This is a genomic window from Roseateles sp. P5_E4 (genome assembly GCF_054049255.1).
The window spans coordinates 239,234-263,923 of sequence record NZ_JBFUMS010000010.1; the positions used below are offsets into that span (position 1 = coordinate 239,234).

The window sequence follows — 24,690 nt, forward strand, 5'->3', positions numbered from 1 at the left end:
GCTGCAGGCGCCGAGCCCGGAGTGAGCTGGCCTCGGCGCGTCCATCAGGCACTGATGCCGGACTACAACCGCAAGGCGGCGGTGTATTGGTGGGCGGTGGTCTGCATCGGTGTAGTGGTGCTCGCGCACTCGTTGCGCCACGTCGTGAGCCTTTCGCCGGATGCCTGGTTGCGCGTGGTGGGCGGCACGCTGCTGGCGATGCTGGCCGGGCTGGTGCCGGTGCGGATTCCGCGTTCAACGAACTCGTTCACCGCTGGCGAGATCTTCATCTTCCTGCTGCTGCTGCTGAACGGGCCGGAGGCCGCGGCCGTGGCGTCGGCAGCGGAAGCGCTGGTCGGCGCCTGGCGCACCTCCAAGCGCTGGACCAGCCGCATCGCCAGCCCCGCGATGGCGGCCATTGCCATGTTCAGCGCCGGCACCGTGCTGCACGTCGCACTGGGCGAATTGCGCAACCATCAACTGGAGAGCGACAGCCTGATCCTGCTGGGCGCGATCCTGTTTGCGCTCGCCTACTTCGTGCTGAACACCGTGATGGCCACGGCAGTGCCACGGCTCAAGCGCAACGAGCCGCTGTCGGTCCGGGCATTCGTCGACGCATTCGGCTGGCTTGGCATCGCCTACGCGGGCAACGCCTCGGTGGCGACATTGCTGTTCCTCAGCTTCCGGCAGTCGGGCATCGTCGTCGTCGTCGCGGCCACGCCGATCATCGTGATCCTGCTGACGACCGGCCACTTCTTCTTTCGCCGCGAGGAAGCGGCCGAAGCGGTGCGCAAGGCGCGCGAGCAGCAATTGGCGCAGAAGCAGGCGCTGGAGAACGCGCGCCAGTCGGGCATGGCCGAGATCGCCACCAACGTGCTGCACAACGTGGGCAATGTGCTCAACAGCGTCAATGTGTCGGCCGAGTTGATCAGTGGCAAGGTCCGCGGTTCGGAGGCGGCTGGGCTGGCCCGCGCGGTGGCGCTGCTGGACGCGCATGCGCAGGACCTGGGCGACTACCTCACCCGCGACGCGCGCGGGCTGCTGCTGCCAGGCTATCTGAAGCAACTCTCGGTGGCGGTGGCCGAGGAGCGCCAGCAGATCCTTGACGAGCTGGCGGCGTTGACGCGCAGCGTGCGCCATATCAAGGAAATCGTGGCGACGCAGCAGTCCTACGCCGGCGCGTCCAGCATGGTCGAATCGACCCGCATCACCGATTTGATCGAGGATGCGCTGCGCATCGACACCGGCGGCATCGGTCCTCTGCGCGTGGAGCGCGAGTTCGAGGATGTGCCGGCATTGATGCTTGACAAGCACCGCACGCTGCTGATCCTGGTGAACCTGATTGGCAACGCGCGCCATGCGGTGCTGCAGGCGCCGCCCGACGTCGGGCAATGCATCGTGGTGCGGGTACGGGCGGTTGAAGGGGATCGCCTCCAGGTGGCTGTTGCCGACAACGGTTGCGGCATCGCGCCGGAGAATCTCACGCGCATCTTCGCGCACGGGTTCACGACCAAGCAGGACGGCCACGGTTTTGGCCTTCACAGTTGCGTATTGGCAGCTCAGGAGATGGGCGGTACGCTGACTGCCCACAGTGACGGCCCCGGAACCGGGGCCACCTTCACGCTTGAACTACCGCTGACCGCTGCCACGGACACCCAGGCATGAACTCCTTCGAGAACCGTCGCGTCCTGCTGGTCGACGACATGCCGACGATCCATGCGGACTTCCGCAAGATCCTCGCGCCCGAACTCGGCGCCGCGTCGGCGCTGGAAGCCGCCAAGGCGGCATTGTTCGGCGACGAAATCACCGCAGCCGCCCAGCCCTTCGAGCTCGACTCGGCCTACCAGGGCCAGGAAGGCCTGGCCCGCGTGGTCGAGGCGCTGGCGCAGGGCCGGCCCTATGCGGTGGCCTTCGTCGACATGCGCATGCCGCCCGGGTGGGATGGCGTGGAGACGGTCGAGCGCCTTTGGCAAGCCGACCCGAGGCTGCAGGTGGTCTTCTGCACCGCCTACTCCGACGCCTCATGGGAGGAGGTGCTGCAGCGCCTGGACACCCGCGGCCGGCTGCTCATCCTGAAGAAGCCCTTCGACAACATCGAGGTGAGCCAGCTGGCCAACGCGCTGGCTGCGAAATGGCAGGCCACGCAGCAGGCTGCCGCGCAGATCGATCAACTTGAAGCCGCGGTGGCCGCGCGTACCACCCAGCTGACGCAGGCGAACGCGGCGCTGCAGGCGGAAATCACGGAGCGCAAGCAGCTGGAGACCCAGCTGGTGCAATCGCAGAGCCTGGCGTCCATCGGGCAGCTCGCCGCCGGGGTGGCGCACGAGATCAACAACCCGATCGGCTATGTCTTTGCGAACCACGGCACGCTGGATACCTACCGGGAACAGTTGTTCGGGCTGCTCGGCGCCTACCGCGCGGCCGAGGACCAGCTGCCCGCGAGCCTGGCCGCATCGCTTGCAGCACAGCGGGAGCAGGTGGGCCTGGACTATCTGCACGACGATATGCCGGCGCTGATCCAGGAGTCGCGCGAGGGCCTGATGCGGGTTCGCCAGATCGTGCAGGACCTGAAGGATTTCTCGCGCGTCGACGCCGGGCAGGAATGGCAGCGCGTCGACCTGCACGCGGGCATCGAATCCACGCTCAACCTGGTCGCTGGCGAAGTGCAGCACAAGGCCGACCTGGTGCGGGAGTTCGGCCGGTTGCCGGACGTCGACTGCATGCCGTCGCAGATCAACCAGGTGGTACTGAACCTGGTCGTCAACGCAGCCCATGCGATCGATAGCGGGGTGCGCGGCACGATCACGCTTCGAACCGGTTGTGAAGGCGACGCGCATGTGTGGCTGGAAGTGGCCGACACGGGCTGCGGCATGCCGCAAGAAGTGCTCGGGCGCATCTTCGAGCCCTTCTACACCACCAAGCCGGTCGGCCAGGGCAGAGGGCTCGGGCTGTCCTTGTCCTACGGCATCGTGCAAAAGCACGCCGGGCGCATCGACGTGCACAGCCAGGTCGGCAGCGGCACGACGTTCCGCGTCACGCTGCCGATGCGGCGCGCCGAGGCGACGCCGGGCTGAGCGCGGTGACTGGGGCCCAGGTCGGTGCGCCGAACGGCTACTGCGCCAACCACCCCGCCAGCTTTTCCGCAATCATCAATGTCGGCGAATTCGTATTGCCGCTCGTGATCGTCGGCATCACGCTCGCGTCTGCGATGCGCAGCCCGCTCACGCCGCGCACGCGCAGCCGCGAGTCGACCACCGCGCCGGGGTCGTCCTTGCGGCCCATGCGGCAGGTGCCCACGGGGTGGAAGATGGTCGTCGCGATGTCGCCGGCCAGCCGCGCCAGTTCCTCGTCGGTCTGGAACTGCGGGCCCGGCTTGTATTCCTCGGGCTTGAAGCCGGCCAGCGCCGGCTGCGACACGATGCGGCGCGTCAGCTTCAGGCTTTCGGCCGCGACGTGCCGGTCCGCCTCGGTGGACAGGTAGTTGGGCCGGATGGCCGGCGCCACCGTCGCGTCGGGCGAGGTGGCGAGCACCGTGCCGCGGCTGGTCGGGTTGAGGTTGCAGACGCTGGCCGTGAAGGCGTTGAAGCCGTGCAGCGGTTCGCCGAAGGCATCCAGCGACAGCGGCTGCACGTGGTATTCCAGGTCGGGCCAGACCTTGTCGGGGTGGCTGCGCGTGAAGGCGCCGAGCTGGCTGGGCGCCATGCTCATGGGCCCGCTGCGGCGCAGCGCGTATTCCAGGCCGATCATGGCCTTGCCGAGCAGCGAGGCCGAGCGCGTGTTCAGCGTCTTCGCGCCGTCCACCTTGTAGACGGCACGGATCTGCAGATGGTCCTGCAGATTGGCGCCCACTCCCGGCAGGTGCTGCTCGACCGTCAGCCCCAGGCTCTGCAGCAGGTCGGCCGGGCCGAGGCCGCTGAGCTGCAGGATCTGCGGCGAGCCGATGGCGCCAGCGGCCAGGATGACCTCGCCGCCGACGTTGAGCCAGGGCTGTTCGACGCCATGAGGTGTCAGCACCTCGACGCCGCTGCAGCGCAGGCCCGTGTCATCCTTGAGCAGGCGCAGCTTGCGCACCTGGGCGCCCGTCCACAGCTCGAAGTTGGGTCGCCCAAAGGTGGTCGGCCGCAGAAAGGCCTTGGCCGTGTTCCAGCGCCAGCCCTTCTTCTGGTTGACCTCGAAATAGCCCACACCCTCGTTGTTGCCGGCGTTGAAGTCGCTCGTGGCCGGGATGCCGGCTTGGGCGGCGGCGGCGGCAAAGGCGTCGAGGATGGGCCAGCGCAGGCGCTGTTGCTCGACCCGCCACTCGCCCTTGTGGCCGTGCACGGCGGCAAAACCCTCGGGTGCGGTCTTGGGCGTGTCCAGCCGCCAGTGGTTCTCGTGCTTGCGAAAGGCGCGCAGCACGCGCTCCCAGCGCCAGGTGTCGTCACCCGTCACCTCGGCCCAGTGCTCATAGTCGCGGCTCTGGCCACGCATATAGATCATGCCGTTGATGCTGGAGCTGCCGCCCAGCACCTTGCCACGCGGGTAGCGCAGGCTGCGCCCGTTCAGCCCGGCCTCGGCCTCGGTGTTGAAGCACCAGTCGGTGCGCGGGTTGCCGATGCAGTAAAGGTAGCCGACGGGGATGTGGATCCAGTGGTAGTCGTCCTTGCCGCCCGCCTCGATGAGCAGGATGCGCTTCTCCGGGTTGGCGCTGAGCCGGTTCGCGAGCAGGCAGCCGGCGGTGCCGGCGCCCACGATGATGTAGTCGAAACCTTGTCGGGACATTGAGCGCTAACGGGGCGTGCTTGGGGGGTGAGATGCAGCCCCTAGCGTAAATCACTCGGCGGCGGCGCTGCCCAGGCGATACCAGTCAAGCTTGCGCGTGAGTGTCATGACCGCGGCCAGCACGGCGAACAGCAGCACGGCGCCGATCACCAGGGCCGTCTGCTCGCGGCTCAGCAGCACATACAGCGCGCCGTACAACAGCGCGATGCCGCCGCCGAACGCCGCGCCGCGCAGCCAGCCACCCAGCATGGCCGCGGCGTACTGCGTCAGCACCAGGGCCGCCGCGCCGGCTGCGATCAGATAGGCGACCAGGAAGGGCAGATGCTCCGACAGGCTCAGCAACAGCAGGAAGAACAGGCTCAGCGCCAGGCCGACCAGCAGGTACTGCACCGGGTGCACGCGCCGGCCCGTCAGCAGTTCGGTCAGGCCGACGGTGACGAAGGTTAGCGCGATGAACATCAGGCCGTACTTGATGGCACGGTCGCTCATGACGTAGGGGTTCACGGGGTCGATCAGCTCGACGGCGAGGACGTCCAGGCCACCCCCCTTGACCACCTTGCCGCCGTCGGGGTAGGGCGCCTCCAGCGCACCACCACCCGAGAGGTCGGGCAGGGCATGGCCGGCCTGCACATCGGCTACCGCCGTGCTGGCCAGCGACGAGACCTGCCAGCGCGCGGAGAAGCCGCTGACGCCGATCTGGTGCTCGATGGGCAGGAACTGGCCAGTGAAGCTGGGGTGCGCCAGCTCGATTGCAAGGCGACGTGGGTATCGCCGGCGGCAGGCACGATGCCCAGGCGCTGGCTGCCGACGAGGCTGAGTTTCAGCGAAAGCACCAAGGGCTCGTCCGTGTGAAGTTCGGCCAGCGTCGCATGCAAGCCACCGTGAAGGGTCGGGTGTGCGCTGCCGGGCAGGACGGCCAGGGTCCCGCCATCCCGCTTCAATTCGGCGGTGCGGATGCCGCGTGGGTCGCTTAGCGCGATGACCACGGTGGGGTCGCCGCAGCTCAGCCGCCCGTTCGGGTGTTCGGCTCGCGGAGCCAATGCGGTGAGCCGTTCCCAGCGCGCCTCCACGTTCAGCTGGGCGAGGTAGGTGTTCACCTTGAAGAGACCGCGGTGCCGCACTTCCGGGCTCACGCCGCCGTCGATCTTCAACGTGGTTGGCGATGCCATCAGCTGGAAGTCACGCGTTTCGATGGAGTCCTTCTTCTTGTCCACGCCCGGCACGACCCAGCTTTCCTTGCAGTCGCGCACGAGTAGCGGCCCGGCGAAGGCCTGCGGGCCGGCAAGCGACTGCTCGACGCTCTGCGCGGCCTCGCGCTGTCGCCATTGGCGCTCGTGCACGAGCCCGCCGATCTGGGTGAGCACGATGCACAGCACGGCGGTGATGACGGCCAGGATGGCCAGCTTGGAGAAGGTGGGGTTGAGCTTCATGCCCGCCAGCATCGCCAGCGGCGGTGAGGAGGCGACGAAGTGCGTGAAGTCTGTGTGAAGTCAGCGAGGCAGCACGAGCGTCACCCGCAACCCCGGTTCCGCCGCCTCGAAGGCCAGCCCGCCGCCGTGCAGCTCCGCCACGCGCCGTGCAATCGCCAGGCCCAGGCCCGAACCCTTGACCAAGCTGCCCGGCCGCGCCGTCGAGAAGAAGCGTTTGCCCAGCTGGGTAAACGCCGCCGTTGGTACGCCGGGGCCGCGGTCGCGCAGCGTCAGGCGTGCGGTCGTCGCCGTTGTGCTGACGGCCAGTTCGAGCATGGAGCCGTCCGGTGCGAAGTCGATCGCATTGATGAGCAGATTGCCCAGGGCCAGCTCCAGCAGCGCCGTGTCCACTTCGACGATCGCTTCTTCGCGCGCCGTCCAGGTGACGTTCAAGCCTTTCTGCGCCAGGCGTGACGCCTGCCGCTCGAGTTGGCCTTCGGCCCAGTCAGCCAAGGTGATCCGCTGGCGCTCGCCCGGCCCGACCTGGGCCTCCAGCTGCGACAGTGCCAGCACGCGCTCCACCAGCGTCTGCAGCCGCGCGGTCTGGTCCAGCACCTGGGCGGCGAAGCGCTGGCGGTCGGCGGCGGGCAGCTCGTCCTGCAGCAGCTCGCCGCTGGCGCGCAGCGCGGCCAGCGGGCTCTTCAGTTCATGCGTCAGTGCGCGCACGTCGTGTTCGAGCTGCTCACGGCCTTCGAGGCGGCGGCGCATGTCGTCCATGGCATGGGCGAGATCGCCCAATTCACCTGGCATGGCCGGCGGCGCGATGGCCTGGCCAGCCTGGGCCTGCTGGGCATAGCGGCGCAGCCGCCGCACCGAGGCGACCAGCCACAGCGTCACCGTCACGCCGACGATGAGGCTGGCGGCCAGCAGTGCGGCGCCAGCCCAGAACACGCGGCGCTCGGCGCGGTCGATGAAGCGCTGCACGCTGGCCACCGGCTTGGCGACGCTGACGACGCCCAGCGTGCGGCCGTCCTTGAGGATGGGCGCCGCGACGACGAGGATGGTGCTGCGGTCGTCCGCGGAATAGCGCGTCGAGCGCGCGCCATAGTCGCCGCGCAGCGTCAGCGCCACGTCGCGCCACTGCGAGTAGTCCTGGCCCACGGCCGAGGGCTGGCCGGAGTCGAGCACGACGCGGCCGTGGGCGTCGGTCACATAGATGCGCAGGTCCAGGCTCTGCTTGCGCAAACCCCAGATCGGTACGTCGACCTCGCGTTTCACATAGCGCTGCAGCCGCGCGGCCAGAGGGCTGTCGAGCTTGAGGCCGTTGGCGTCCATCTCATCGGCGGCGGTCTCTGCCATCAGATGGGCGGTGTCCACCATCAGGTCTTCCATGACCTCGCGCACGCTGGGCTTGACCTCGGCCAGGAAGACCTTGAGCAACAGCACGGCACTCAGGCCGGCGATCAGGAAGAAGCCGAAAAAGACGCGCAGGCCCAGCCTCATTAGGGCTCCAGGGAGTAACCGAGTCCGCGGTGCGTCTTGATCGGGTCGCGCGCCGGCGCCGCCTCGCGCAGCTTGGCGCGCAGCGTCTTGATGTGGGTGTCCACGGTGCGGTCTGTGCTTTCGGCGCTGCTGCCCCAGACGGCGTCCAGCAGCGCGTCGCGGCTGTGGATGCGCTGCGGGGCGCGCAGCAGATGCGTCAGCAGGCCGAGCTCCAGCTTGGTGAGGTTGAGCGGCACGCCGTCCAGGCTGACTCGCGTACCGTCGACCGTGAAGCCCAGCATTGGCACGGGCGCGGCCTGGGCGCGGCGCAGCAGGGCGCGCACGCGGGCGACCAGCTCGCGCGGGCTGAAAGGCTTGGCGAGGTAGTCGTCGGCGCCCAGCTCCAGGCCGAGCACGCGATCCATCTCCTCGCTGCGCGCGCTCAGCACGATGACGGGCAGGCGGGAGAGCGGTCCATTGCGCAGCTCTCGGCAAAGGTCCAGGCCGTGGCCGTCGGGCAGGCCGATGTCGAGGATGAGCAGCTCGGGCGCCGGTGCCGCGCGAAGGCGCTCGCGGGCCTCGGCCAGCCAGGCGCAATGCTCGACGACGAAGCCCTCGCGCCGCAGCGCGAACGCGACGGTGTCCGCAATCGCCGGGTCGTCTTCCAGCAGCAGAATCAAGTGCGCCAACCCTTGGCCAAGCTCGCGACGAGCTGCGCAGCCGAACCCGGCGCACGGTTGACCGGCAGCGCCTGACCGGCCCAGAGGCTGATGAAGTCAGCCTGGCCGGCCCTGGCCGCCGCCTGGCGCATCGGTCGGCTGGCCGCGTTGGGCTGCGGGAAGGCGGGCAGGACGATGCCCTCCAGCTCCCGCGTGACGCGGTTGGCCACGCCGCGCGCCAGGCGGCCGGAGAAGGCGCGCGTCAGCGTCGAATCGGCGTCGCTCGCAGCCAGCAAGGCGGCGCGGTAGGGCGGCGACAGTGGGCATTCGTCGACCAGCAGAAACGCCGTGCCGACCGTCACTGCGCTGGCGCCCAGCGCCTGCGCCGCCGCAACGCCGCGTGCGTCGGCGATGCCGCCGGCAGCGATCACCGGGACATCCAGCGCATCGACGAGCTGGGGCACCAGCGCCATCGTGCCGATCAGCGCGCCTTCCGCGCTGCCCAGGAAGCCGCCGCGGTGGCCACCGCCTTCGTAGCCCTGGGCGATGACGGCATCCACGCCGCTGGCCTGCAGCAGCAGGCCTTCCGCCACCTGCGTGGCCGTGCCGAGCACGGTGAAGCCCTGCGCCTTCAACGCCGCCACGCGCGCCACGCCGGGGTCGCCCATGGCGAAGCTGATGACGGCGGGATGCGCGGCGATGGTGGCCTCAAGCTGGGTGTCGAAGTCCTCCTCGAAGCGCTCCGGCCGCGCCGGCGCTGGCAGGCCCAGTTCGGAGTGCCAGGCGGCCAGGCGGGCGAGGTAGGCGTCCAGTGCGCTGTCGTCGCGCAGCCAGGGCTGCGGGCAGAACAGGTTGATGCCGAAGGGCTGGCCGGTGCGCGCGCGGATGTCGGCGGCAATCTCGGTGATGCGTGCCGGCGTCAGATAGGCCGCGCCGAGCTGGCCGAAGCCGCCGCCTGCGCTCACGGCGGCCACCAGCGCGGCGCTGGACGCCTCGCCGGCCATCGGCGCCATCCAGATGGGAGGCAGGTCAAACAGGCTCATGTGGTCACCCCACGGTTCGTGCGGCCAGTACCGGGAAAAGCTTGATGAGGCCGTCGGCCAGCAGCTCCACCGCCAGTGCGGCGAGGATGAGGCCCATCAGCCGCGTCATGATGTTGATGCCGGTCTGGCCCAGCACCTTGGCGATCTTGCTGGACGCGGAGAAGACCACGAAGGTGACGAGGGCGACGACAACGCCATAGCCGCAAAGCACGGCCAGCTCCCACCAGACGCGCGTCTTGTCGGCGTAGATGACCATGGTGGAGATGGTGGCCGGGCCGGTCAGCAGCGGGATGGCCAGCGGCACGACGGCGATGCTGGCGCCGGCGTCGGCCTTGGTGTTGCCCTCCGACACATCCTCCTTGCGCGCCTCGGCCGGCTGGGCGTTGAGCATCTGCAGCGAGCTGATCAGCAGCAGGCAGCCGCCGCCCACCTGGAAGCTGGCCAGCGAGATGCCGAAGAACTCGATGATCTTCAGCCCGAACAGCGCGCTCAGCGCGATGACGATGCCGGCCGTGCTGGCGCTGACGAGGATGGTCTTGCGCCGCTGCGTGCGCGAAAAGGCGGACGTGAAGTGGATGAAGAAGGGCACCACGCCGACCGGATTCACGATGGCCAACAGCGCGACGAGGGGCTTGTAGATGTCCATGACGGCTGATTGTGGCGGGCCCCGATGCTGTCAAGGCCGAAAAACTCAAGCCTCTGCGTGTTCGCGCAGGGTGCGCAGATAGTCCAGCCCTGCCGCGCCGCGGCAACCCCACCAGCTGAGCAGTTCGCCGTCGACCAACTGCACGCGTGCCTGCGGGCACAGCGCCTGCGCCGCGGCGATATGCGCAGCACCGAAGCGATAAGGCTCGGAGCTCAGCAGCACGCGGTCGATGTCGCGAAGCCAGGCTTCATCGCCCGCAAGCGCAGGGTAGCGGCCGGCGCCGTGCTCTCCGCCCAGCACGTCGGGCCAGGTGCGCCAGCCGACTTCGACCAGCAGCGTCGAGACATAGGTGTCGCGCGCCACCGTCATCCATGGGTCGCGCCAGATCAGGTAGAGCACGTTCTCGCCGGGCCAAGCGCGCTCACGGCAGCGCGCCAGCGCGGCGTTGAACTCGGCCGACAGCGCCGTGGCGCGTTCGTTGACGCCCGGCTGGTCGGCAAAGGCAGCGCGCAACTGCTCGAACAGCGCCAGGTTGTCCTCGGGCCGGCTCGGGTGGGTCACGATGACCTCGGGTACGAACTCCCGCAGCGCTTCGGCGGTTTCCAGCCGGTTCTCGTCCACGTTGACGATGACATGGGTGGGTGCGAGCTTTCTCAGCTTGGCCAGATTCACGTCCTTGGTGCCACCCACCTTGGCAACGGTGGCAACCACCTCGGCGGGGTGGATGCAAAAACCGGTCCGGGCCACCAAGCGATGGCCCAGCCCCAAGGCCACCAGCGTCTCCGTCGCGCTTGGCACGAGCGACGCGATTCGGGGCGACGTCATTCCGCTTCGGTCACTGCCAGATAAACGGCACAGCAGCCGCGCAGCCAGACCAGGGTCGGCAGCACCAGGGCGATGGCGAACACGACGCCGCCGCCGATCAATGCAGCCAGGCCTAGCGCGCCGCCCTGCAGCGGCACGCCACTGGCGCCCAGGCCGCGCGGCCCCAAGCCCATGACGCCGGCCAGCAACTGGTTGGCGGGCAGCTCCACACCCGCGCCGAGGATGGCCAGGCCGGCCACCATCCGCCCGCCGCTGACGACGACGAAGCTGACGGCCGCCGTGGCCAGCGCCGTCATCAGGTAGACGGCGGCCATCAGCAGCGCCGTTTCGGGCAGGCCGTGACGCAGGCGCTCGCGCAAAAAAACCAGCACGCCGGCGCTGCGCCGCCCCGCCCACACCGCTGGCCCCGCCAGAGGTCCGACGAGAACGACCAGGACGAAGCTGATGCCGCCTAGCACCAGCACGCCAGCCGGCAGCACGACGGCCAGCAGAGGCGCGCCGACGACCGGCCAATGCGTCGCCCACAGCAGCCCGGCGAGCACCAGGGCGGCCGCGCCGGCCAGGGCCAGGCAGGCCAACAGGGCGAGCAGCACGCGATGGCCGCTGCGCAGGGCGTCCGAGAGCGCGTCCTGGGGGTCGCGCACGGGCAGGCCGCGCGCCTGGTCCATCAGCATCAGACCCGTCGCATTGACGCTGAAAAAAGCGACAGCCAGGGCCAGCCCCACCCAGAGCGCGCTCAAGAGGCCTTGATCGCGCGCCAAGGCTGACTGGGCCATGGCCAGCAGCAGGCCGGCGGCGCAAAAACCGGCCAGCAGTGCATAGAGGGCGCGCAGATTGCGCGGCGCGTCGACGCTGGCGAGCACGCGGGTGAGGGGAACGAGCAGGCTGGTTGTCATGAATTCGGGTGGGGCGGGGCGATGGTATCGATGACGGGACCGTGATGGCTCCCAGGCGCCAGGGTTTGTGCTAGCTCTGAAAAACAACACTTGCCGGAGTGGCGTTCCGCAATCTCTTTACCCCGCCACCATAATCAATTGCCTGTGTCTGGACGCCGCACCTTCGCTTGAATGGTTCACGTAGGGTTGAAGCTCCACATGGTTTTTTGGTTTTGAGTAGAGAAGGGCTTCCCCATGGGAAACAAGCTTTATGTGGGCAATCTGGCCTACAGCGTGCGTGACGAATCGCTGCAAGAATCGTTCGGTCAATTTGGTACGGTGACCTCCGCGAAGGTCATGATGGACCGCGAGACGGGCCGTTCCAAGGGTTTTGGTTTCGTCGAAATGGGTTCGGACGCTGAGGCGCAAGCAGCCATCAACGGCATGAACGGCCAGGCCCTCGAAGGCCGCGCCATCGTCGTCAACGAGGCTCGTCCTCGTGAAGAGCGTCCGGGCGGCTTCGGCGGCGGCGGTGGCCGTTCCGGCGGTGGCGGCTTCGGTGGTGGTGGCGGCTACGGCGGCGGCGGCGGCGGTGGCCGTTCCGGTGGCGGCGGCTACGGCGGCGGCGGTAGCAGCGGCGGTGGCGGCGGCTACGGTGGTGGTGGCGGCTACGGTGGTGGTGGCGGTGGCCGCTCCGGCGGTGGCGGCGGCTATGGCGGTGGCGGCGGTGGCCGTTCCGGCGGTGGCGGCGGCTACGGTGGTGGCGGCGGTGGCTACGGCGGCGGTGGCCGTTCCGGCGGCTATTGATCCCACAGCCTCGCAAGAGATCTGAGCAAAGCGCCCTTTCGGGCGCTTTGTCTTTTCTGGGGCTGCATCTCTAGAACCCCAGCGTCGCCTTGGCGAAGACCTCGCTGGCGCGCACGGCACCTGGCTGTTCACGAGCCCGGTTCAGGCCCAGGCTGATGATGCGGCTCAGCCCGACACGGTGCTGGAACATCAACGACAGCACCCGCCCCCGGTTGTTCTGCGCAGCCAGATTCGCGCTGGCGTCGTCACGGCGGTTGAAGCGGGTCTGCTGCTGGATGAGCCGCAGGGAATCGCGCGGGCTCAGGTGCAAGACGACCAGACTCTGGGCGCTGCGGTCGGTGAAGGCGCGGTGGCCATCGGGTGCATCGACCCAGGCCAGTCCGAAGCGCTGCTCGAACTCCAGCCACAACCCGGCGGGCAGCGGCAGGCGCATCTGGGCCTGGATCTGGGCTTGCGCGCCCAGGCCCACGCGATCGGCGTCGACGTCCAGGCGCCGGCCCCATTCGACCTCGGCATCCACGTAGTTCAGCAGTTCGCCGGGGTTGGACTCCATACCGATCAGCAGCGTGCGCGTCGCATGCAGCGGGCCGCCGCTCCGAGCGCGGTGGCTGTCCAGGCCAACATGGCCCCAAACGCCGGTGTTGCGTGCGGCGGCGAACCAGAAGCCTGGCTGGAAGAGGCGGTCGACGACCTGGCCTGCCGCGACGCCGAGCAGCGGATCGGCCAGGGTGCGTGTCTCCTGAACTTTCAGCTGCACCTCGTGGTCGTGCATGTCGATGCCGGCGAACTCCCGTGGCCCCAGGCGCAGATAGCCGAAGGCCGACGCACGTCGAATGCCGCTCTGGTTGACGAAGCCGTTGTCATTGGCAAAGCGAGGGCTGATCTCCTCGACGTTGACGTTGGCCGCCCAGTCGGCATCCCGGTGGCGCCAGGCCGCCCAGGCGCGGTGGCCGCGTTCGCGGCTCACGCGCAGTACCTGGCCGTCGGCGTCCAGGCCCAGCGTCGTATCGGACAGCAGCAGATGGCCGCGCCATTGGTCGCTGTCGCCGGCACGCCAGACAGCGTCGCTGCCGATGACCTGAGTCGTCAGCCCCTTGCCAAAGTCGCGCAGCGACACCAGGCCCGCCAGGCCGAGGTCGCCAAGTTGCGTGCGGCCGCGCGCGAAGCTGGCCTGGGAGCCGCGTGGCTGCACGCCGCTGCGCGTCGCAAAGGCACCGGCGCGCAACACCGTTCCGCCGCCGGCGTCGCGCAGATTCAGGGCCGTGGCCTCGGCGCCAGCGCCGCGCCAGGTGGCGCGCAGGCCCCAGTCGGGGTCGGTGATGGCGCGCGTGTAGAAGGCCGCGAGGCTGCGGTTCTCGCCCGATTCGTCGGGCTGGGTCGGACCGACGACGTCGGCGCTCTCCAGGAAGAAGGGGCGCTTCTCGGGCACGCTGAGCGCAAAGCGCGTGTTGCCGGCGAGCTGGGGCGCGTCGAGTTCGACCTGGGAGAAATCGGGATTGAGCGTCGCGTCCAGCACCCAGTCAGCGCGCGGCCGCCACTTGAACTCGGCGCCCAGCGAGGCCTTGCGCGTGCGGCGGGTGCCGCTCTCGTCGCTGCTCTCGCGCGTCGAGCGCAACGTCAGCTCGGGTCGGAAGGCGATGAAGCTGCGTTCGCGCACCTGTTCGACGAGATCGCCCAGGCCATCGAGCGGCTGCAGCTCGGCGATGAAGCTCAGCGCGTCCTTGTTCAGAGCCGGCGAGCTGACGTTGAGCGTACGGTCGTCGCGCGGGATGTTGCGTGCGACCATGATGCGCCAGGGTGCGCCGCCATCGTGCGGGAACCTGAGCGCCGCGATGGGCCAGCGCAGCTCGATGCTGTAGCCGTCGGGCAGGCGGGTCGCGGCGGCATGGATGTCGAAGTCCGGTGCCGAGTCCTCGGTGTCCTCTTCGGCCGCGAACAGGCCGTCCTCGACGCCGCCGGCCGCACTGACTCGCACGTACTGGGCCGTGCGGCGATGGCCGACGGGGTCGATGAAGACGGAGACGAAGTCCTGGTCGGCCTTGACCTGATCGCGCCGGGCCAGCGGGGCGCGGATGCGGCTGGGTTCGGGGTCCCAGGCGCGGATGCCAAAGATGAGGGCGTCCTCGGTGACGAGAACCTGCACCGTCGTTCGCCAGCGCGCGGCCTGCTTGTCGGCGGGCAGGAACTGCGCAAAGCGTTCGTAGACGGGCGCGCGCAGCCAGGCCGCGTCATCCAGCTGCCCGTCAATGACAGGCGTGGCTTCGCCGGCTGCGAGGCGCAGGGCGGTGGGGTGTTGAAGTTCGGGGGCGTTGCCCCAGGCGGGCAGGGCCAGGGCGCAAAGGCCCAGGGCCATGCCCGAGCCGAGAAGGCGAAAAATCATGAATTTCGTCCGAGGTCGGCCGCCGAACGGGGCCGCAGGAATCAATGGGCTGGCGCCGTCAGCGGTGGACGCGCAGCAGCGAGCGGGCGGCGCTGAAACGATGTTCAGCGCGCGGGCTTAGCAGGGGTGAAGCACCTTGGCCATGATGTCCTCCTCGGCTGCAACGGCAGCTCTCGGGTCGAAGGCGCGCAGTGTAGCCACGGCGCGCGGGCCGTGAACAGTCCTATTCGCTCGCCCGCTTCTTGCGCGGCCGGCTGCCCAGTGCCCGGTCGTAGAGCCAGTTGGGCAATATCCGCAGCAGCTTGGCCAGCACACCCATCTGCCACGGAATGACGCGGTAGCTGACCTGGGCGCGGATGGCGCGCACGGCCTGGTCGGCGAAGTCGTCGACCTGCATCAGGAAGGGCATGCTGTAGCGGTTGCCGCGCGTCAGTGGTGTGTCGATATAGCCCGGCAGCAGGGTGACGACGCTCACACCGAAGGGGCGGCATTCGCCGCGCAGGCTTTCGCAGTAGGCGACGACGGCGGACTTGCTGGCGCTGTAGGCACCATGCCCCGGCAGGCCGCGGATGGCCGCGACGCTGGCGACGCCGACCAGCGTGCCCGAGCGGCGCTCGTTCATCGCCGCGACGAAGGGATGGAAGGTCGCGGCCAGGCCGACGTTGTTGGTCTCGAAGGTGCGGCGCATCACCTCGAGGTCGTCGAAGTGGGCCGTGTCCATGCCGATGCTGATGCCCGCATTGGCGATGGCCACATTCGGCAGGCCTTGCGCGGCGATGCACTCGCGGCCGATGCGGGCCATGGCGTCCAGGTCGGCAACGTCCGCACCGTAGACCTTGAAGCGGGCCGCGTCGAGCTTCTGCTCGGCCGCCCAGCGTTCGACCTCGGCGGTGCGGCGCGCGACCAGTGCGAGGCGTGCGCCGTCGCGGTAGTAGCGCAGGGCCAGGGCCTGGCCGATGCCGCTGGACGCGCCGGTGATGAAGACCAGCTCGCTCATTTCGGGGCCTTGGAGACGATTTGCCCCTGCGCCCTGCCCGTGAAGTGGACCTGGCCGGTCAGGTGACGGTACTCGAAGTTCTGCGCGTGCAGCGTCGAGCTGCCTTGGCGGATGGTGACCGGCAGGTGCGAGCGCAGGATCTCGCTGTTGGACAGGGCCTGCAGGAACTCGCCGCGCACCTCGAGCTGGGCCGGCGCGTTCTCGCCGGCGCCGGGTGGCAGGCGGCGCAGGTGGACGTTGCCGAGCAGCTGCATGTCGCTGCCGTCGCCATTGCTGAGGGCGCGCTTGGCGTCGGCGATGGCCAGGCTGCCGTCCGGCCCGATGGCACGCACGCGGACCTCGTCAATCTCGACGGTGTCGGTGTCCGGGTAGTGGCGCAGTTCGGCGCCGGCGATCTGCACATGCAGCCGCCCATCGGCGCCGATGCGCTGGATCTCGAAGTTGGCCATGCGGTAGTCGGGCAGATGGCGCGGTGCCGCGACCTCGCCCGGTGCGTCGATCAGCGGCGTGTTCTTCACCAGCCACCAGGTTGCGCTGGCCAGCGCGGCCATCAGCAGCAGCGGCAGGTAGTTGGACAGCAGGCTCTGCAGCCGCCACAGCATGGGCCTGGGCTTCTGGCGGCGCGGCAGCGGTGCCGGCAATGCAACCGGTGTCACGAGGCCTTGCCCCCGTCCAGCGTGTCGTGATGAGTGTTGAGCAGACGCTCGTAATGGCCGGCGGCCATCAGCAGCACATCGCAATACTCGCGCGCCGCGCCGTAGCCACCGGCGGCGCGCGTGACATGGTGGGCGATGGCCAGTACCTCGGCATGAGCGCCGGGTGGCGCGCAAGCGAAGCCGGCCCGCGTCATCAGGGGCAGGTCAGGCCAGTCGTCGCCCATGACGGCGACCTCGTCCCAACTGGCGCCTAACTGGGCCAATAGCGGCTCGGCGGCGGCGAGCTTGTCGCGCGCACCGTAGACAGCGTGCTTCAGATCCAGGTCGGCGACGCGGCGGCGCACGGCCAGGCTGTCTCGGCCGGTGATGATGACCGGCGTGATGCCGACCTGCTGCAGCGACTTCAGCCCATGGCCGTCCAGCGTGTTGAAGGCCTTGAACCCTTCGCCATGCTCGCCGATGTAGATGCGGCCGTCCGTCAGCACGCCGTCGACATCGAAGATGGCCAGCTTGATGGCCAGGCCACGGCCTTGCGCCTTGACCAGGAGTTCGGGAGGGAATTTCAGTGCTGGCTTCACTTCAGATCACCTTGGCACGCATGAGGTCGTTGATGCTGATGGCACCCAGCAGGCGCTGCTCGGCATCGACGACCAGGACGACGGTGATGCGCGCGGCTTCCATCAGGTCGGCCGCGTCCACGGCCAGGGCTTCGGCGCCGACGGTGCGCGGCTTGGCATGGGCGACCTCGGCGGCGGTCAGCGCGCGCAGGTCGCGGCCCTGCTCAACCAGGCGGCGCAGGTCGCCGTCCGTAAAGATGCCAAGGACGTGATCGTCGCTGTCGACGATCACGGCCATGCCCAGGGCCTTGGCGCTCATCTCGCGCATCAGGTCGGTGAAGCCGGTGTCGGCCGCCACGCGGGGCAGGGCGTCGCCACTGCGCATCAGGTCGCGCACGTGCGTCAGCAGCTTGCGGCCCAGAGTGCCGCCGGGGTGGGAGCGGGCGAAGTCCTCTGCCTTGAAGCCGCGGGTGTCGAGCAGGGCCACGGCGAGGGCGTCGCCCAGGGCCATCTGGGCCGTGGTGCTGGCCGTGGGCGCGAGCTGCAGCGGGCAGGCCTCCTCGGTGACCGCGCTGTCGAGCACGATGTCGGCATGGGCGGCCAGGCTGGACTGCGGCCGCCCCGTCATGGCGACGATGGGAATGCCCAGGCGCTTGAGCACGGGCAGGATGGCGTTGAGCTCGTCACTCTCGCCGGAATTGGAGAGAGCCAGCACGACGTCACTGCTGGTGACCATGCCGAGGTCGCCATGGGCCGCCTCGGCGGGGTGGACGAAGAGGGCAGGCGTGCCGGTGGAGGCCAGCGTCGCGGCGATCTTGCGGCCCACGTGGCCGCTCTTGCCCATGCCCATGACGGCCACGCGGCCGCGGCAGGCCAGCATCAGCTGCACGGCGCCCGCAAAGGCGTCGCCCAGGCGGGGCGCCAGCTCGGCGAGGGCACGGGCCTCGACCTCGAGCGCCTGACGGCCGATGCGCACAGCGCGCTCGGCGGCAAAGATGGGAGAACTCATGAGGCCAGTGTAGACAAGGGCTCACGCGGGGTAACCGGCGTGGCATTCAGCCTCTTCGCGGGGCAGGTCAGAGCGCGCGTGAGACGCCAGCAAGCAGCAAGCCTGGTGGTTTCGGCGCCACCGGACAATGCCGGCCTATGCCGACCAAGCCATTAGATCGATCCGCGCGCGCCGCCTTGCCGGCCGGCGCACTGGCGCTGGCCCTGGCCCTGCTGGCGCTGCTGGCCTGGGACCTCAGCCATCTCGACCTCTGGGCGGTGCGCCTGGGCGGCGACGCCAACGGTTTCGCGCTGCGCGAGGCCTGGGTCACGCGGGTGCTGATCCACGAAGGCGGGCGGCTGGTCTCCTACCTGGCCATGGGCTTCATCGTGCTGCTCAATCTGGTGCCTCGGCTGCTGCCCGCGCTGAGCCGGCCGGAGCGGCGCTGGTGGCTGGTGACGACACTGATCTGCCTGGCCGTCATCTCGCTGATGAAGCGCTTCAGCCTGACGAGCTGCCCCTGGGATCTGGCCGAGTTTGGCGGTGTGGCCCATTACATCTCCCACTGGGTGCTGGGTGCGCATGACGGCGGTGGCGGGCACTGCTTCCCTTCCGGCCATGCGAGCGCGGCTTTCGCCTATCTCTGCGGCGGCTGGGCGCTGGCGCGGGCCTACCCGCGGGCTGCGCGCGCTTGGGTGCTGGCCTGTGTGTTGCTGGGCGTCGTCTATGGCGTGGGGCAGATGCTGCGCGGTGCGCATTACCCCAGCCACACGATGTGGACAGGTTGGATCTGCTGGGCGGTGACCGTGGCCGCCGCCCAGGTCCGGCCGTGGCGCTTCAAGCGCGGCGCCGCGGCCTGAGAGCGGCCAAGGCGGCCAGGCCCCCGAGCAGCAACAGGGCGCTCGCCGGTTCCGGCACCGGCGTGACCGCGCCGGCGTCAAACGCGACGCTGCCGCCGGAGCCGAACAGGCCCAGCAGCACCGTCTCGTCGCCGCTGAAGACGGCCGTGGCCGAGTTGGTCTTGAGGTTGAAGCTGCCCTCCACCCAGGCGCCGAAGCCGCCTTTGTTGTCCTGGGGCCGATAGCGCAGCTTCACGGTGTCGCCCGAGGTCATGGACGCGCTGGCGAAGAGTTCGCTGCCGCCGCCGCCGCCGCTGATGTGCAGGCTGCTGCCCAGGGTGTCGCTAAAGATCATCTGGAAGAAGGAGTCGTTGCGGCCGGCGGATACCTTGACCACGTCCAGCGTGACCGTCTTGACGTGCTTGCCCGTCGCGACGGCGAGGAACCACTTGGGAGTCGAGACGTCGACATGCTGGGTCCAGGCCAGGTCGGAGAAGCTGGCCTTGCCGATGCCCCCGCTGCTGACCAGGGTCAGGCCCCAGGAAAAGCTTTCGATGTCGATCCAGTCCTTGTGGTCCTTGTCGGTCGATTCACCGGGAATGCCGTCGATCTGCAGGAAATAGTCGTTGGCGGCCTGGGCGAGGCCCGCCGTGGCCAGACCGATGGCGAGCACTGCCACCCGCCAGGCCTGCTTGAAACCAGAAGCCATGTCGAATCTCCTTGCGCCCGGAATGGGCGCAGAGATGCTGGGCAAGAGCGGGGGTGCCCGCCATCCCCACGATGCAAAGGGTTTCCACAGAGTCGAGGAGGGAACGGGCGTCCTAGACTCACCGCACAGGGACCTGTTCACATGACGGGAATCGGTGCGAGAGGGACTGCGCGGGTGTACGGCTAGGCGTCGCGCTGAAGCCCGGGTTGCATGCCCGGGCGATGCGCGCAACAACGCTGTGCGCCCGCGCAGCCCCTCTCCCGCAGGGTTGCCGCCCAACAGCCCGCGCGCGGCGTTGCGAAGCCTCGCTGGGGCCTACCCCAGCTTCGTTTCGCGCCTTGCTCGCGGGCTGTTGGGTGGCAACGCATCCGACTCCCGCCATGTGAGCAGGTCCCAACACCACGGAGGAGACACCGTGCAGCGGACCGATATCTCGGACCCGGCCTATTTCCACAAGGTCGTCGATTGCCAATGGGCCTGCCCGGCGCACACGCCGGTGCCCGAATACATCCGCCTCATCGCGCAGGGGCGGCATGACGAGGCGTATTGGGTCAACTGGGTCAGCAATGTGTTTCCAGGCGTGCTGGGTCGCACCTGCGACCGGCCCTGCGAGCCGGCTTGCCGACGCGGTCGCGTGGAGGAAAAACAGGCGGCCAAGCCGGAGCCGGTGGCGATCTGCCGCTTGAAGCGCGTGGCGGCGGACAACAAGAGCGACGGGTTCCGCGCCATGATCCCCAAGCCCGCCGCGCGCAAGAACAAGCGCGTGGCCTGCGTCGGCGCTGGGCCGGCGTCGCTGGCGGTGGCGCGCGACCTGGCCCTGGAAGGCTATGCCGTCACCGTGTTCGACGGCGAAGCCAAGCCGGGCGGCTTCATCCGCACGCAGATCCCGCGCTTCCGGCTGCCGGAGCGCGTCATCGACGAGGAGTGCGGCTACATCCTCGGCCTGGGTGTCGAGTGGCGCGCCGGGCAACGCATCGAGTCGATGAAGGCACTGCTGGCCGAGGGCTGGGACGCCGTCTTCGTCGGCTGCGGCGCACCCCGCGGGCGCGACCTGCCCTTGCCAGGGCGCCAGGAGGCCACCGAGCAGATCCACATCGGCATCGATTGGCTGGCCAGCGTGTCGTTTGGCCATGTCACCAGCGTCGCGCCGCGTGTCATCGTGCTGGGCGGTGGCAATACGGCCATGGACTGCTGCCGCTCGGCACGGCGCCTGGGCGCCTCGTCGGTCACGGTGACCGTGCGCAGCGGCTATGCGCAGATGAAGGCCTCGCCCTGGGAGAAGGAGGACGCCGAGCATGAAGGCATCCCCATCCTCGATTTCCATGTGCCGCTGGCCTTCGAGCATGTCGGCGGCAAGTTGACCGGCATGCGCTTCAAGAAGGCGCAGACAGGTGAGGAGATCGTCATCCCCTGCGATGAGGTGCTGATCGCCGTCGGCCAGGAGAACAGCTTCCCGTGGATCGAGCGCGGCTCGGGCATCGCCTTCGACGAGCACGGGCTGCCAGTGCTGAACGCGCAGACCTTCCAGTCTTCGCTACCCCATGTCTTCTTCGGTGGCGACGCGGCCTTCGGCCCGAAGAACATCATCACGGCGGTAGCCCACGGCCATGAGGCGGCCGTCAGCATCGACCGCCTGCTGCACGGCGAGCCGGTCACACAGCGCCCGCCGCCGCACGTCAACCTCGTGTCCCAGAAGATGGGCATTCACGAGTGGAGCTACGACAACGCGATCACCAACGACTTGCGCAGCAAGGTGCCCTGGACGGCTGCCAACATCGCGCTGGCCAGCATCAAGGTCGAGGTGGAATTGGGCTTCGACGCCGCCACGGCCTTCAAGGAGGCCCAGCGCTGCCTGAACTGCGACGTGCAGACGGTGTTCGCGCCAAAGCTCTGCATCGAGTGCGACGCCTGCGTGGACATCTGCCCGATGGACTGCATCACCTTCACCGACAACGGCGATGACCTGCGCGAGCGGCTCAAGGCACCGGCGCTGAACCTGATGCAGGACGTCTATGTCGAGGGCGGTCTCAAGACTGGCCGCGTGATGGCCAAGGACGAGGACGTCTGCCTGCACTGCGGCCTGTGCGCCGAACGCTGTCCGACGGGAGCCTGGGACATGCAGAAGTTCCTGCTGGTCACCGCCAAGGCCGGCGCGGCCTGCCGTGACACCGCGACACGCAAGGAGGTGACGGCATGAGCCGCATCGAAGCCGTCAACGACTTTGTCGTCAAGTTCGCCAACGTCAACGGCTCTGGCTCGGCTTCGGCCAACGAGTTGTTTGCGCGCGCCATCCTGCGCATGGGCGTGCCGGTCAGCCCGCGCAACATCTTCCCGAGCAATATCCAGGGCCTGCCGACCTGGTACGAGGTGCGCGTCTGCGAGGCGGGCTGGCTGGGCCGGCGCGGCGGCGTGGACCTGATGGTGGCCATGAACCCGCAGACCTGGGCCCAGGACCTGGCCGAGATCCAGCCTGGCGGCTATCTGTTCTACGACAGCACCAAGCCCATGCCGGCCAGCGCCTTCCGGCCCGACATCCACGTCATCGGCATGCCGGCCACGGCCATCTGCAATGCCACCTACGACGTGCCGCGCGAGCGCACGCTGTTCAAGAACATCCTCGTGCTCGGTGCCTTGAGCGAGCTGATGGGCATCGAAGCCGCTGTCATCGAGAAGCTCTTTGCCGAGCAGTACAAGGGCAAGGAGAGGCTGCTGGACTCCAATGTGCGCGCCCTGCATGCGGGAGCTGAGTTCGCGCGCGACCATCTGTCGGTGCAGCCTTTCGGGCTCAAGGTCAAGACGGCCGATGCGGTCGGCGACAAGATCTTCATTGAGGGCAATGCGGCGACAGCCCTGGGCTGCGTCTACGGCGGCGCCACCGTTTGCGCCTGGTACCCGATCACGCCATCGTCCTCGGTCGCCGAAGCCTTCGAGAAATACGCAACCAAGTTCCGCACCGACCCCGAGACCGGCGAAAAGCGCTACGCCATCGTGCAGGCCGAAGATGAAATCGCCTCCATCGGCATCATCACCGGCGCCGGCTGGAACGGCGCGCGCGCCTTCACCTGCACGTCCGGCCCCGGCGTGTCGCTGATGACGGAGTTCCTGGGCCTGGCCTATTTCGCCGAGATTCCCTTCGTCGTCATCGACGTGCAGCGCGGTGGCCCCAGCACCGGCATGCCCACGCGCACCCAGCAGGCCGACCTGCTCTCCAGCGCCTACGCCTCGCACGGCGACACCCAGCATGTGTTGCTGCTGCCCGAGGACCCGCGCGAGTGCTTCGAGTTCGCGGCCGATGCGCTGGACCTGGCCGAGCGCCTGCAGACGCCCGTCTTCCTGATGAGCGACCTCGACATCGGCATGAACCAGCGCCTGTGTGCGCCGCTCGAATGGAATGACGAACGCCGCTACGACCGCGGCAAGGTCATGACGGCCGAGCAGCTGGACGCCGGCAAGGAGTTTGCCCGTTACAAGGATGTGGACGGCGACGGCATCCCCTGGCGCACCCTGCCCGGCACGCACGCCAGCAAGGGCGCCTACTTCACGCGCGGCACGACGAGGAACGAGCAGGCCCTCTACTCCGAGCGCGGTGACGACTACATCCGCAACGTCGAGCGCCTGCGCGCCAAGTTCGCCACCGCCGCGTTGCTGGCGCCTCAGCCGCTGGTGCGTGCCGCCGCGCAGAAGACCAGCGTCGGCGTTCTCTATTTCGGCTCCACTTCGCCAGCCATGGATGAGGCGCTGGTGACGCTGGCCGAGGCTGGCATCCATATCGACGCGATGAGGTTGCGTGCCTACCCCTTCCCGCCGTCGGTGGCCGAGTTCATCGCCGCGCATGGCGCCGTCTTCGTCGTCGAGCAGAACCGCGATGCGCAGATGCGCCGCATGTTGGTCAACGAGCTGGAGGTGGCGCCGGCTCACCTCACGCCGGTGCTGCACTACGACGGCACGCCGATCACGGCCCGCTTCATCATCGACGCAATCACGCGTCATGTGCATGCGCTGGCCACGGCGCCGAGGAGTGCAGCATGACCTATCTTGCGAAGCCCAAGCTGCACCATCCCAGCCTGACCAAGAACGCGGTCGGCTACACGCGCCGCGACTACGAAGGCAAGGTCTCGACGCTGTGCGCCGGCTGCGGCCACGACTCCATCTCCGGCGCCATCGTGCAGGCCTGCTGGCAGCTCGACATCGAGCCGCACCGCGTCGCCAAGCTCAGCGGCATCGGCTGCTCAAGCAAGACGCCCGACTACTTCCTCGGTGCCAGCCACGGCTTCAACACCGTGCATGGGCGCATGCCCAGCGTGCTGACCGGCGCCTACCTCGCCAACCGCGAGCTGCTGTATCTCGGCGTCTCCGGTGACGGCGACTCGGCCTCCATCGGCCTGGGCCAGTTCGCGCATGCGATGCGCCGCGGCGTGCGCATGGTCTACATCGTCGAGAACAATGGCGTCTATGGCCTCACCAAGGGTCAGTTCAGCGCCACGGCCGATAAAGGCTCGGTCGCCAAGAAGGGCGCAACCAACAACGACACCGCCATCGACCTCGCGGCCCTCGCGTTGCAGCTCGGCGCCACCTTCGTCGCGCGCAGCTTCTCGGGCGACAAGACCCAGCTCGTGCCCCTCATTGAAGGCGCCATGCGCCACGGCGGCGCGGCCTTCATCGACGTCATCAGCCCCTGCGTGGCCTTCAATAACCACGCCGGCTCGACACGCAGCTATGACCATGTCCGCGACCACAACGAGGCGCTGAACCGCATCGACTTCATCGACCTGGCCGAAGAGCAGGTCGTCGAGCACTCGCCCGACGTCATTGACGTACCCCAGGCCGATGGCAGCACGCTGCGGTTGCGCAAGATGGCGCCCGACTACGACCCGACCGACCGCCTCAACGCCATGAACGCGATGCAACTGCGCGCGGCGGCTGGCGAGATCGCCACCGGCCTGCTCTATGTCGACCCGGCGGCCAAGGATTGGCATGCGGCCCAGCGCACGGCGGCCGGCGCATTGAACAGTCTTGGTGAAAAAGCACTCTGCCCGGGCTCGGTCGCGTTGGCAAAGATCAATGCCGGGCTGAGATGA

The 24,690-nt window shown here is 68.7% G+C and carries 20 protein-coding genes and 1 pseudogene; 7 read left to right on the plus strand and 14 right to left on the minus strand.

The window, feature by feature from the left end; genetic code table 11:
• Positions 1 to 54 precede the first annotated feature (54 nt).
• On the plus strand, positions 55 to 1,644 hold the full coding sequence (locus ACXJLH_RS20490; protein ID WP_457445918.1) for a sensor histidine kinase: 1,590 nt from the start codon (positions 55 to 57) through the stop codon (positions 1,642 to 1,644).
• Entirely contained in the window at positions 1,641 to 3,053 is a 1,413-nt protein-coding gene (locus ACXJLH_RS20495; RefSeq protein ID WP_457445919.1) for an ATP-binding protein, read from the plus strand. Before ACXJLH_RS20490 ends, ACXJLH_RS20495 begins: the two co-directional genes overlap by 4 nt.
• A gap of 37 nt (positions 3,054 to 3,090) precedes the next feature.
• Here the strand turns inward: ACXJLH_RS20495 and ACXJLH_RS20500 are convergent, their stop codons facing one another.
• The 8 genes and pseudogenes from ACXJLH_RS20500 to ACXJLH_RS20535 all read right to left on the minus strand — a co-directional run bounded on the left by ACXJLH_RS20500 (position 3,091) and on the right by ACXJLH_RS20535 (position 11,700).
• Entirely contained in the window at positions 3,091 to 4,740 is a 1,650-nt protein-coding gene (locus ACXJLH_RS20500; RefSeq protein ID WP_457445920.1) for a GMC family oxidoreductase, read from the minus strand.
• A 51-nt stretch (positions 4,741 to 4,791) separates the two neighbouring features.
• Positions 4,792 to 6,182 (minus strand): annotated as a pseudogene (gene creD / locus ACXJLH_RS20505) (cell envelope integrity protein CreD).
• Between the two features lie 48 nt (positions 6,183 to 6,230).
• Positions 6,231 to 7,652: a two-component system sensor histidine kinase CreC gene (creC, locus tag ACXJLH_RS20510; protein ID WP_457445921.1), complete on the minus strand. Its 1,422-nt coding sequence runs from the start codon at positions 7,650 to 7,652 to the stop codon at positions 6,231 to 6,233.
• A complete protein-coding gene (gene creB / locus ACXJLH_RS20515) occupies positions 7,652 to 8,320 on the minus strand; it encodes a two-component system response regulator CreB (protein ID WP_457445922.1) in 669 nt (222 codons plus the stop codon). Before creB ends, creC begins: the two co-directional genes overlap by 1 nt.
• On the minus strand, positions 8,308 to 9,333 hold the full coding sequence (locus ACXJLH_RS20520; RefSeq protein ID WP_457351157.1) for a nitronate monooxygenase: 1,026 nt from the start codon (positions 9,331 to 9,333) through the stop codon (positions 8,308 to 8,310). The genes creB and ACXJLH_RS20520 overlap by 13 nt, the downstream gene beginning before the upstream one ends.
• Positions 9,334 to 9,337: 4 nt before the next feature.
• The gene (locus ACXJLH_RS20525) at positions 9,338 to 9,979 is read right to left on the minus strand and encodes a MarC family protein (protein ID WP_056191866.1); all 642 of its coding nucleotides are present in this window, start codon (positions 9,977 to 9,979) and stop codon (positions 9,338 to 9,340) included.
• A 45-nt stretch (positions 9,980 to 10,024) separates the two neighbouring features.
• Entirely contained in the window at positions 10,025 to 10,804 is a 780-nt protein-coding gene (locus ACXJLH_RS20530) for a helical backbone metal receptor (RefSeq protein ID WP_457445923.1), read from the minus strand.
• Positions 10,801 to 11,700 (minus strand): hypothetical protein, encoded by a 900-nt coding sequence (locus tag ACXJLH_RS20535; RefSeq protein WP_056191870.1) that lies wholly within the window; start codon positions 11,698 to 11,700, stop codon positions 10,801 to 10,803. The genes ACXJLH_RS20530 and ACXJLH_RS20535 overlap by 4 nt, the downstream gene beginning before the upstream one ends.
• A gap of 234 nt (positions 11,701 to 11,934) precedes the next feature.
• Here ACXJLH_RS20535 and ACXJLH_RS20540 point away from each other — a divergent pair, with 234 nt between their 5' ends.
• Positions 11,935 to 12,486 (plus strand): RNA recognition motif domain-containing protein, encoded by a 552-nt coding sequence (locus tag ACXJLH_RS20540; protein ID WP_056191871.1) that lies wholly within the window; start codon positions 11,935 to 11,937, stop codon positions 12,484 to 12,486.
• 70 nt (positions 12,487 to 12,556) lie between these two features.
• Here the strand turns inward: ACXJLH_RS20540 and ACXJLH_RS20545 are convergent, their stop codons facing one another.
• From ACXJLH_RS20545 to ACXJLH_RS20565, 5 genes are all read right to left on the minus strand, one after another.
• Positions 12,557 to 14,866 carry a DUF5916 domain-containing protein gene (locus tag ACXJLH_RS20545; protein WP_457445924.1) on the minus strand — a complete coding sequence of 770 codons (2,310 nt, stop codon included), beginning with the start codon at positions 14,864 to 14,866 and terminating at the stop codon, positions 12,557 to 12,559.
• A gap of 223 nt (positions 14,867 to 15,089) precedes the next feature.
• On the minus strand, positions 15,090 to 15,863 hold the full coding sequence (locus ACXJLH_RS20550; protein WP_457445925.1) for an SDR family oxidoreductase: 774 nt from the start codon (positions 15,861 to 15,863) through the stop codon (positions 15,090 to 15,092).
• Complete coding sequence (gene lptC / locus ACXJLH_RS20555) at positions 15,860 to 16,465, minus strand: LPS export ABC transporter periplasmic protein LptC (RefSeq protein WP_056192618.1); 606 nt, start codon at positions 16,463 to 16,465, stop codon at positions 15,860 to 15,862. Before lptC ends, ACXJLH_RS20550 begins: the two co-directional genes overlap by 4 nt.
• Positions 16,466 to 16,515: 50 nt before the next feature.
• Positions 16,516 to 17,097, minus strand: coding sequence for a KdsC family phosphatase (locus tag ACXJLH_RS20560; protein ID WP_056191877.1), 582 nt, complete (start codon positions 17,095 to 17,097; stop codon positions 16,516 to 16,518).
• Position 17,098: 1 nt separating this feature from the next.
• Positions 17,099 to 18,085, minus strand: coding sequence for a KpsF/GutQ family sugar-phosphate isomerase (locus tag ACXJLH_RS20565; protein ID WP_457445926.1), 987 nt, complete (start codon positions 18,083 to 18,085; stop codon positions 17,099 to 17,101).
• A 137-nt stretch (positions 18,086 to 18,222) separates the two neighbouring features.
• On the opposite strand from ACXJLH_RS20565, the gene ACXJLH_RS20570 reads away from it, so the two are divergent.
• Positions 18,223 to 18,924, plus strand: coding sequence for a phosphatase PAP2 family protein (locus ACXJLH_RS20570; protein ID WP_457389671.1), 702 nt, complete (start codon positions 18,223 to 18,225; stop codon positions 18,922 to 18,924).
• On the opposite strand, the gene ACXJLH_RS20575 is transcribed toward ACXJLH_RS20570, so the two are convergent.
• Positions 18,902 to 19,612, minus strand: coding sequence for an Hcp family type VI secretion system effector (locus ACXJLH_RS20575; protein WP_457445927.1), 711 nt, complete (start codon positions 19,610 to 19,612; stop codon positions 18,902 to 18,904). The two genes, ACXJLH_RS20570 and ACXJLH_RS20575, sit on opposite strands and share 23 nt — an antisense overlap.
• A 415-nt stretch (positions 19,613 to 20,027) precedes the next feature.
• Here ACXJLH_RS20575 and ACXJLH_RS20580 point away from each other — a divergent pair, with 415 nt between their 5' ends.
• The 3 genes from ACXJLH_RS20580 to ACXJLH_RS20590 are packed head-to-tail and all read left to right on the plus strand — an operon-like array spanning position 20,028 to position 24,690.
• Positions 20,028 to 21,809, plus strand: coding sequence for an FAD-dependent oxidoreductase (locus ACXJLH_RS20580; protein WP_457445928.1), 1,782 nt, complete (start codon positions 20,028 to 20,030; stop codon positions 21,807 to 21,809).
• On the plus strand, positions 21,806 to 23,641 hold the full coding sequence (locus ACXJLH_RS20585) for a 2-oxoacid:acceptor oxidoreductase subunit alpha (RefSeq protein ID WP_457445929.1): 1,836 nt from the start codon (positions 21,806 to 21,808) through the stop codon (positions 23,639 to 23,641). The genes ACXJLH_RS20580 and ACXJLH_RS20585 overlap by 4 nt, the downstream gene beginning before the upstream one ends.
• Complete coding sequence (locus ACXJLH_RS20590) at positions 23,638 to 24,690, plus strand: 2-oxoacid:ferredoxin oxidoreductase subunit beta (RefSeq protein WP_457445930.1); 1,053 nt, start codon at positions 23,638 to 23,640, stop codon at positions 24,688 to 24,690. The genes ACXJLH_RS20585 and ACXJLH_RS20590 overlap by 4 nt, the downstream gene beginning before the upstream one ends.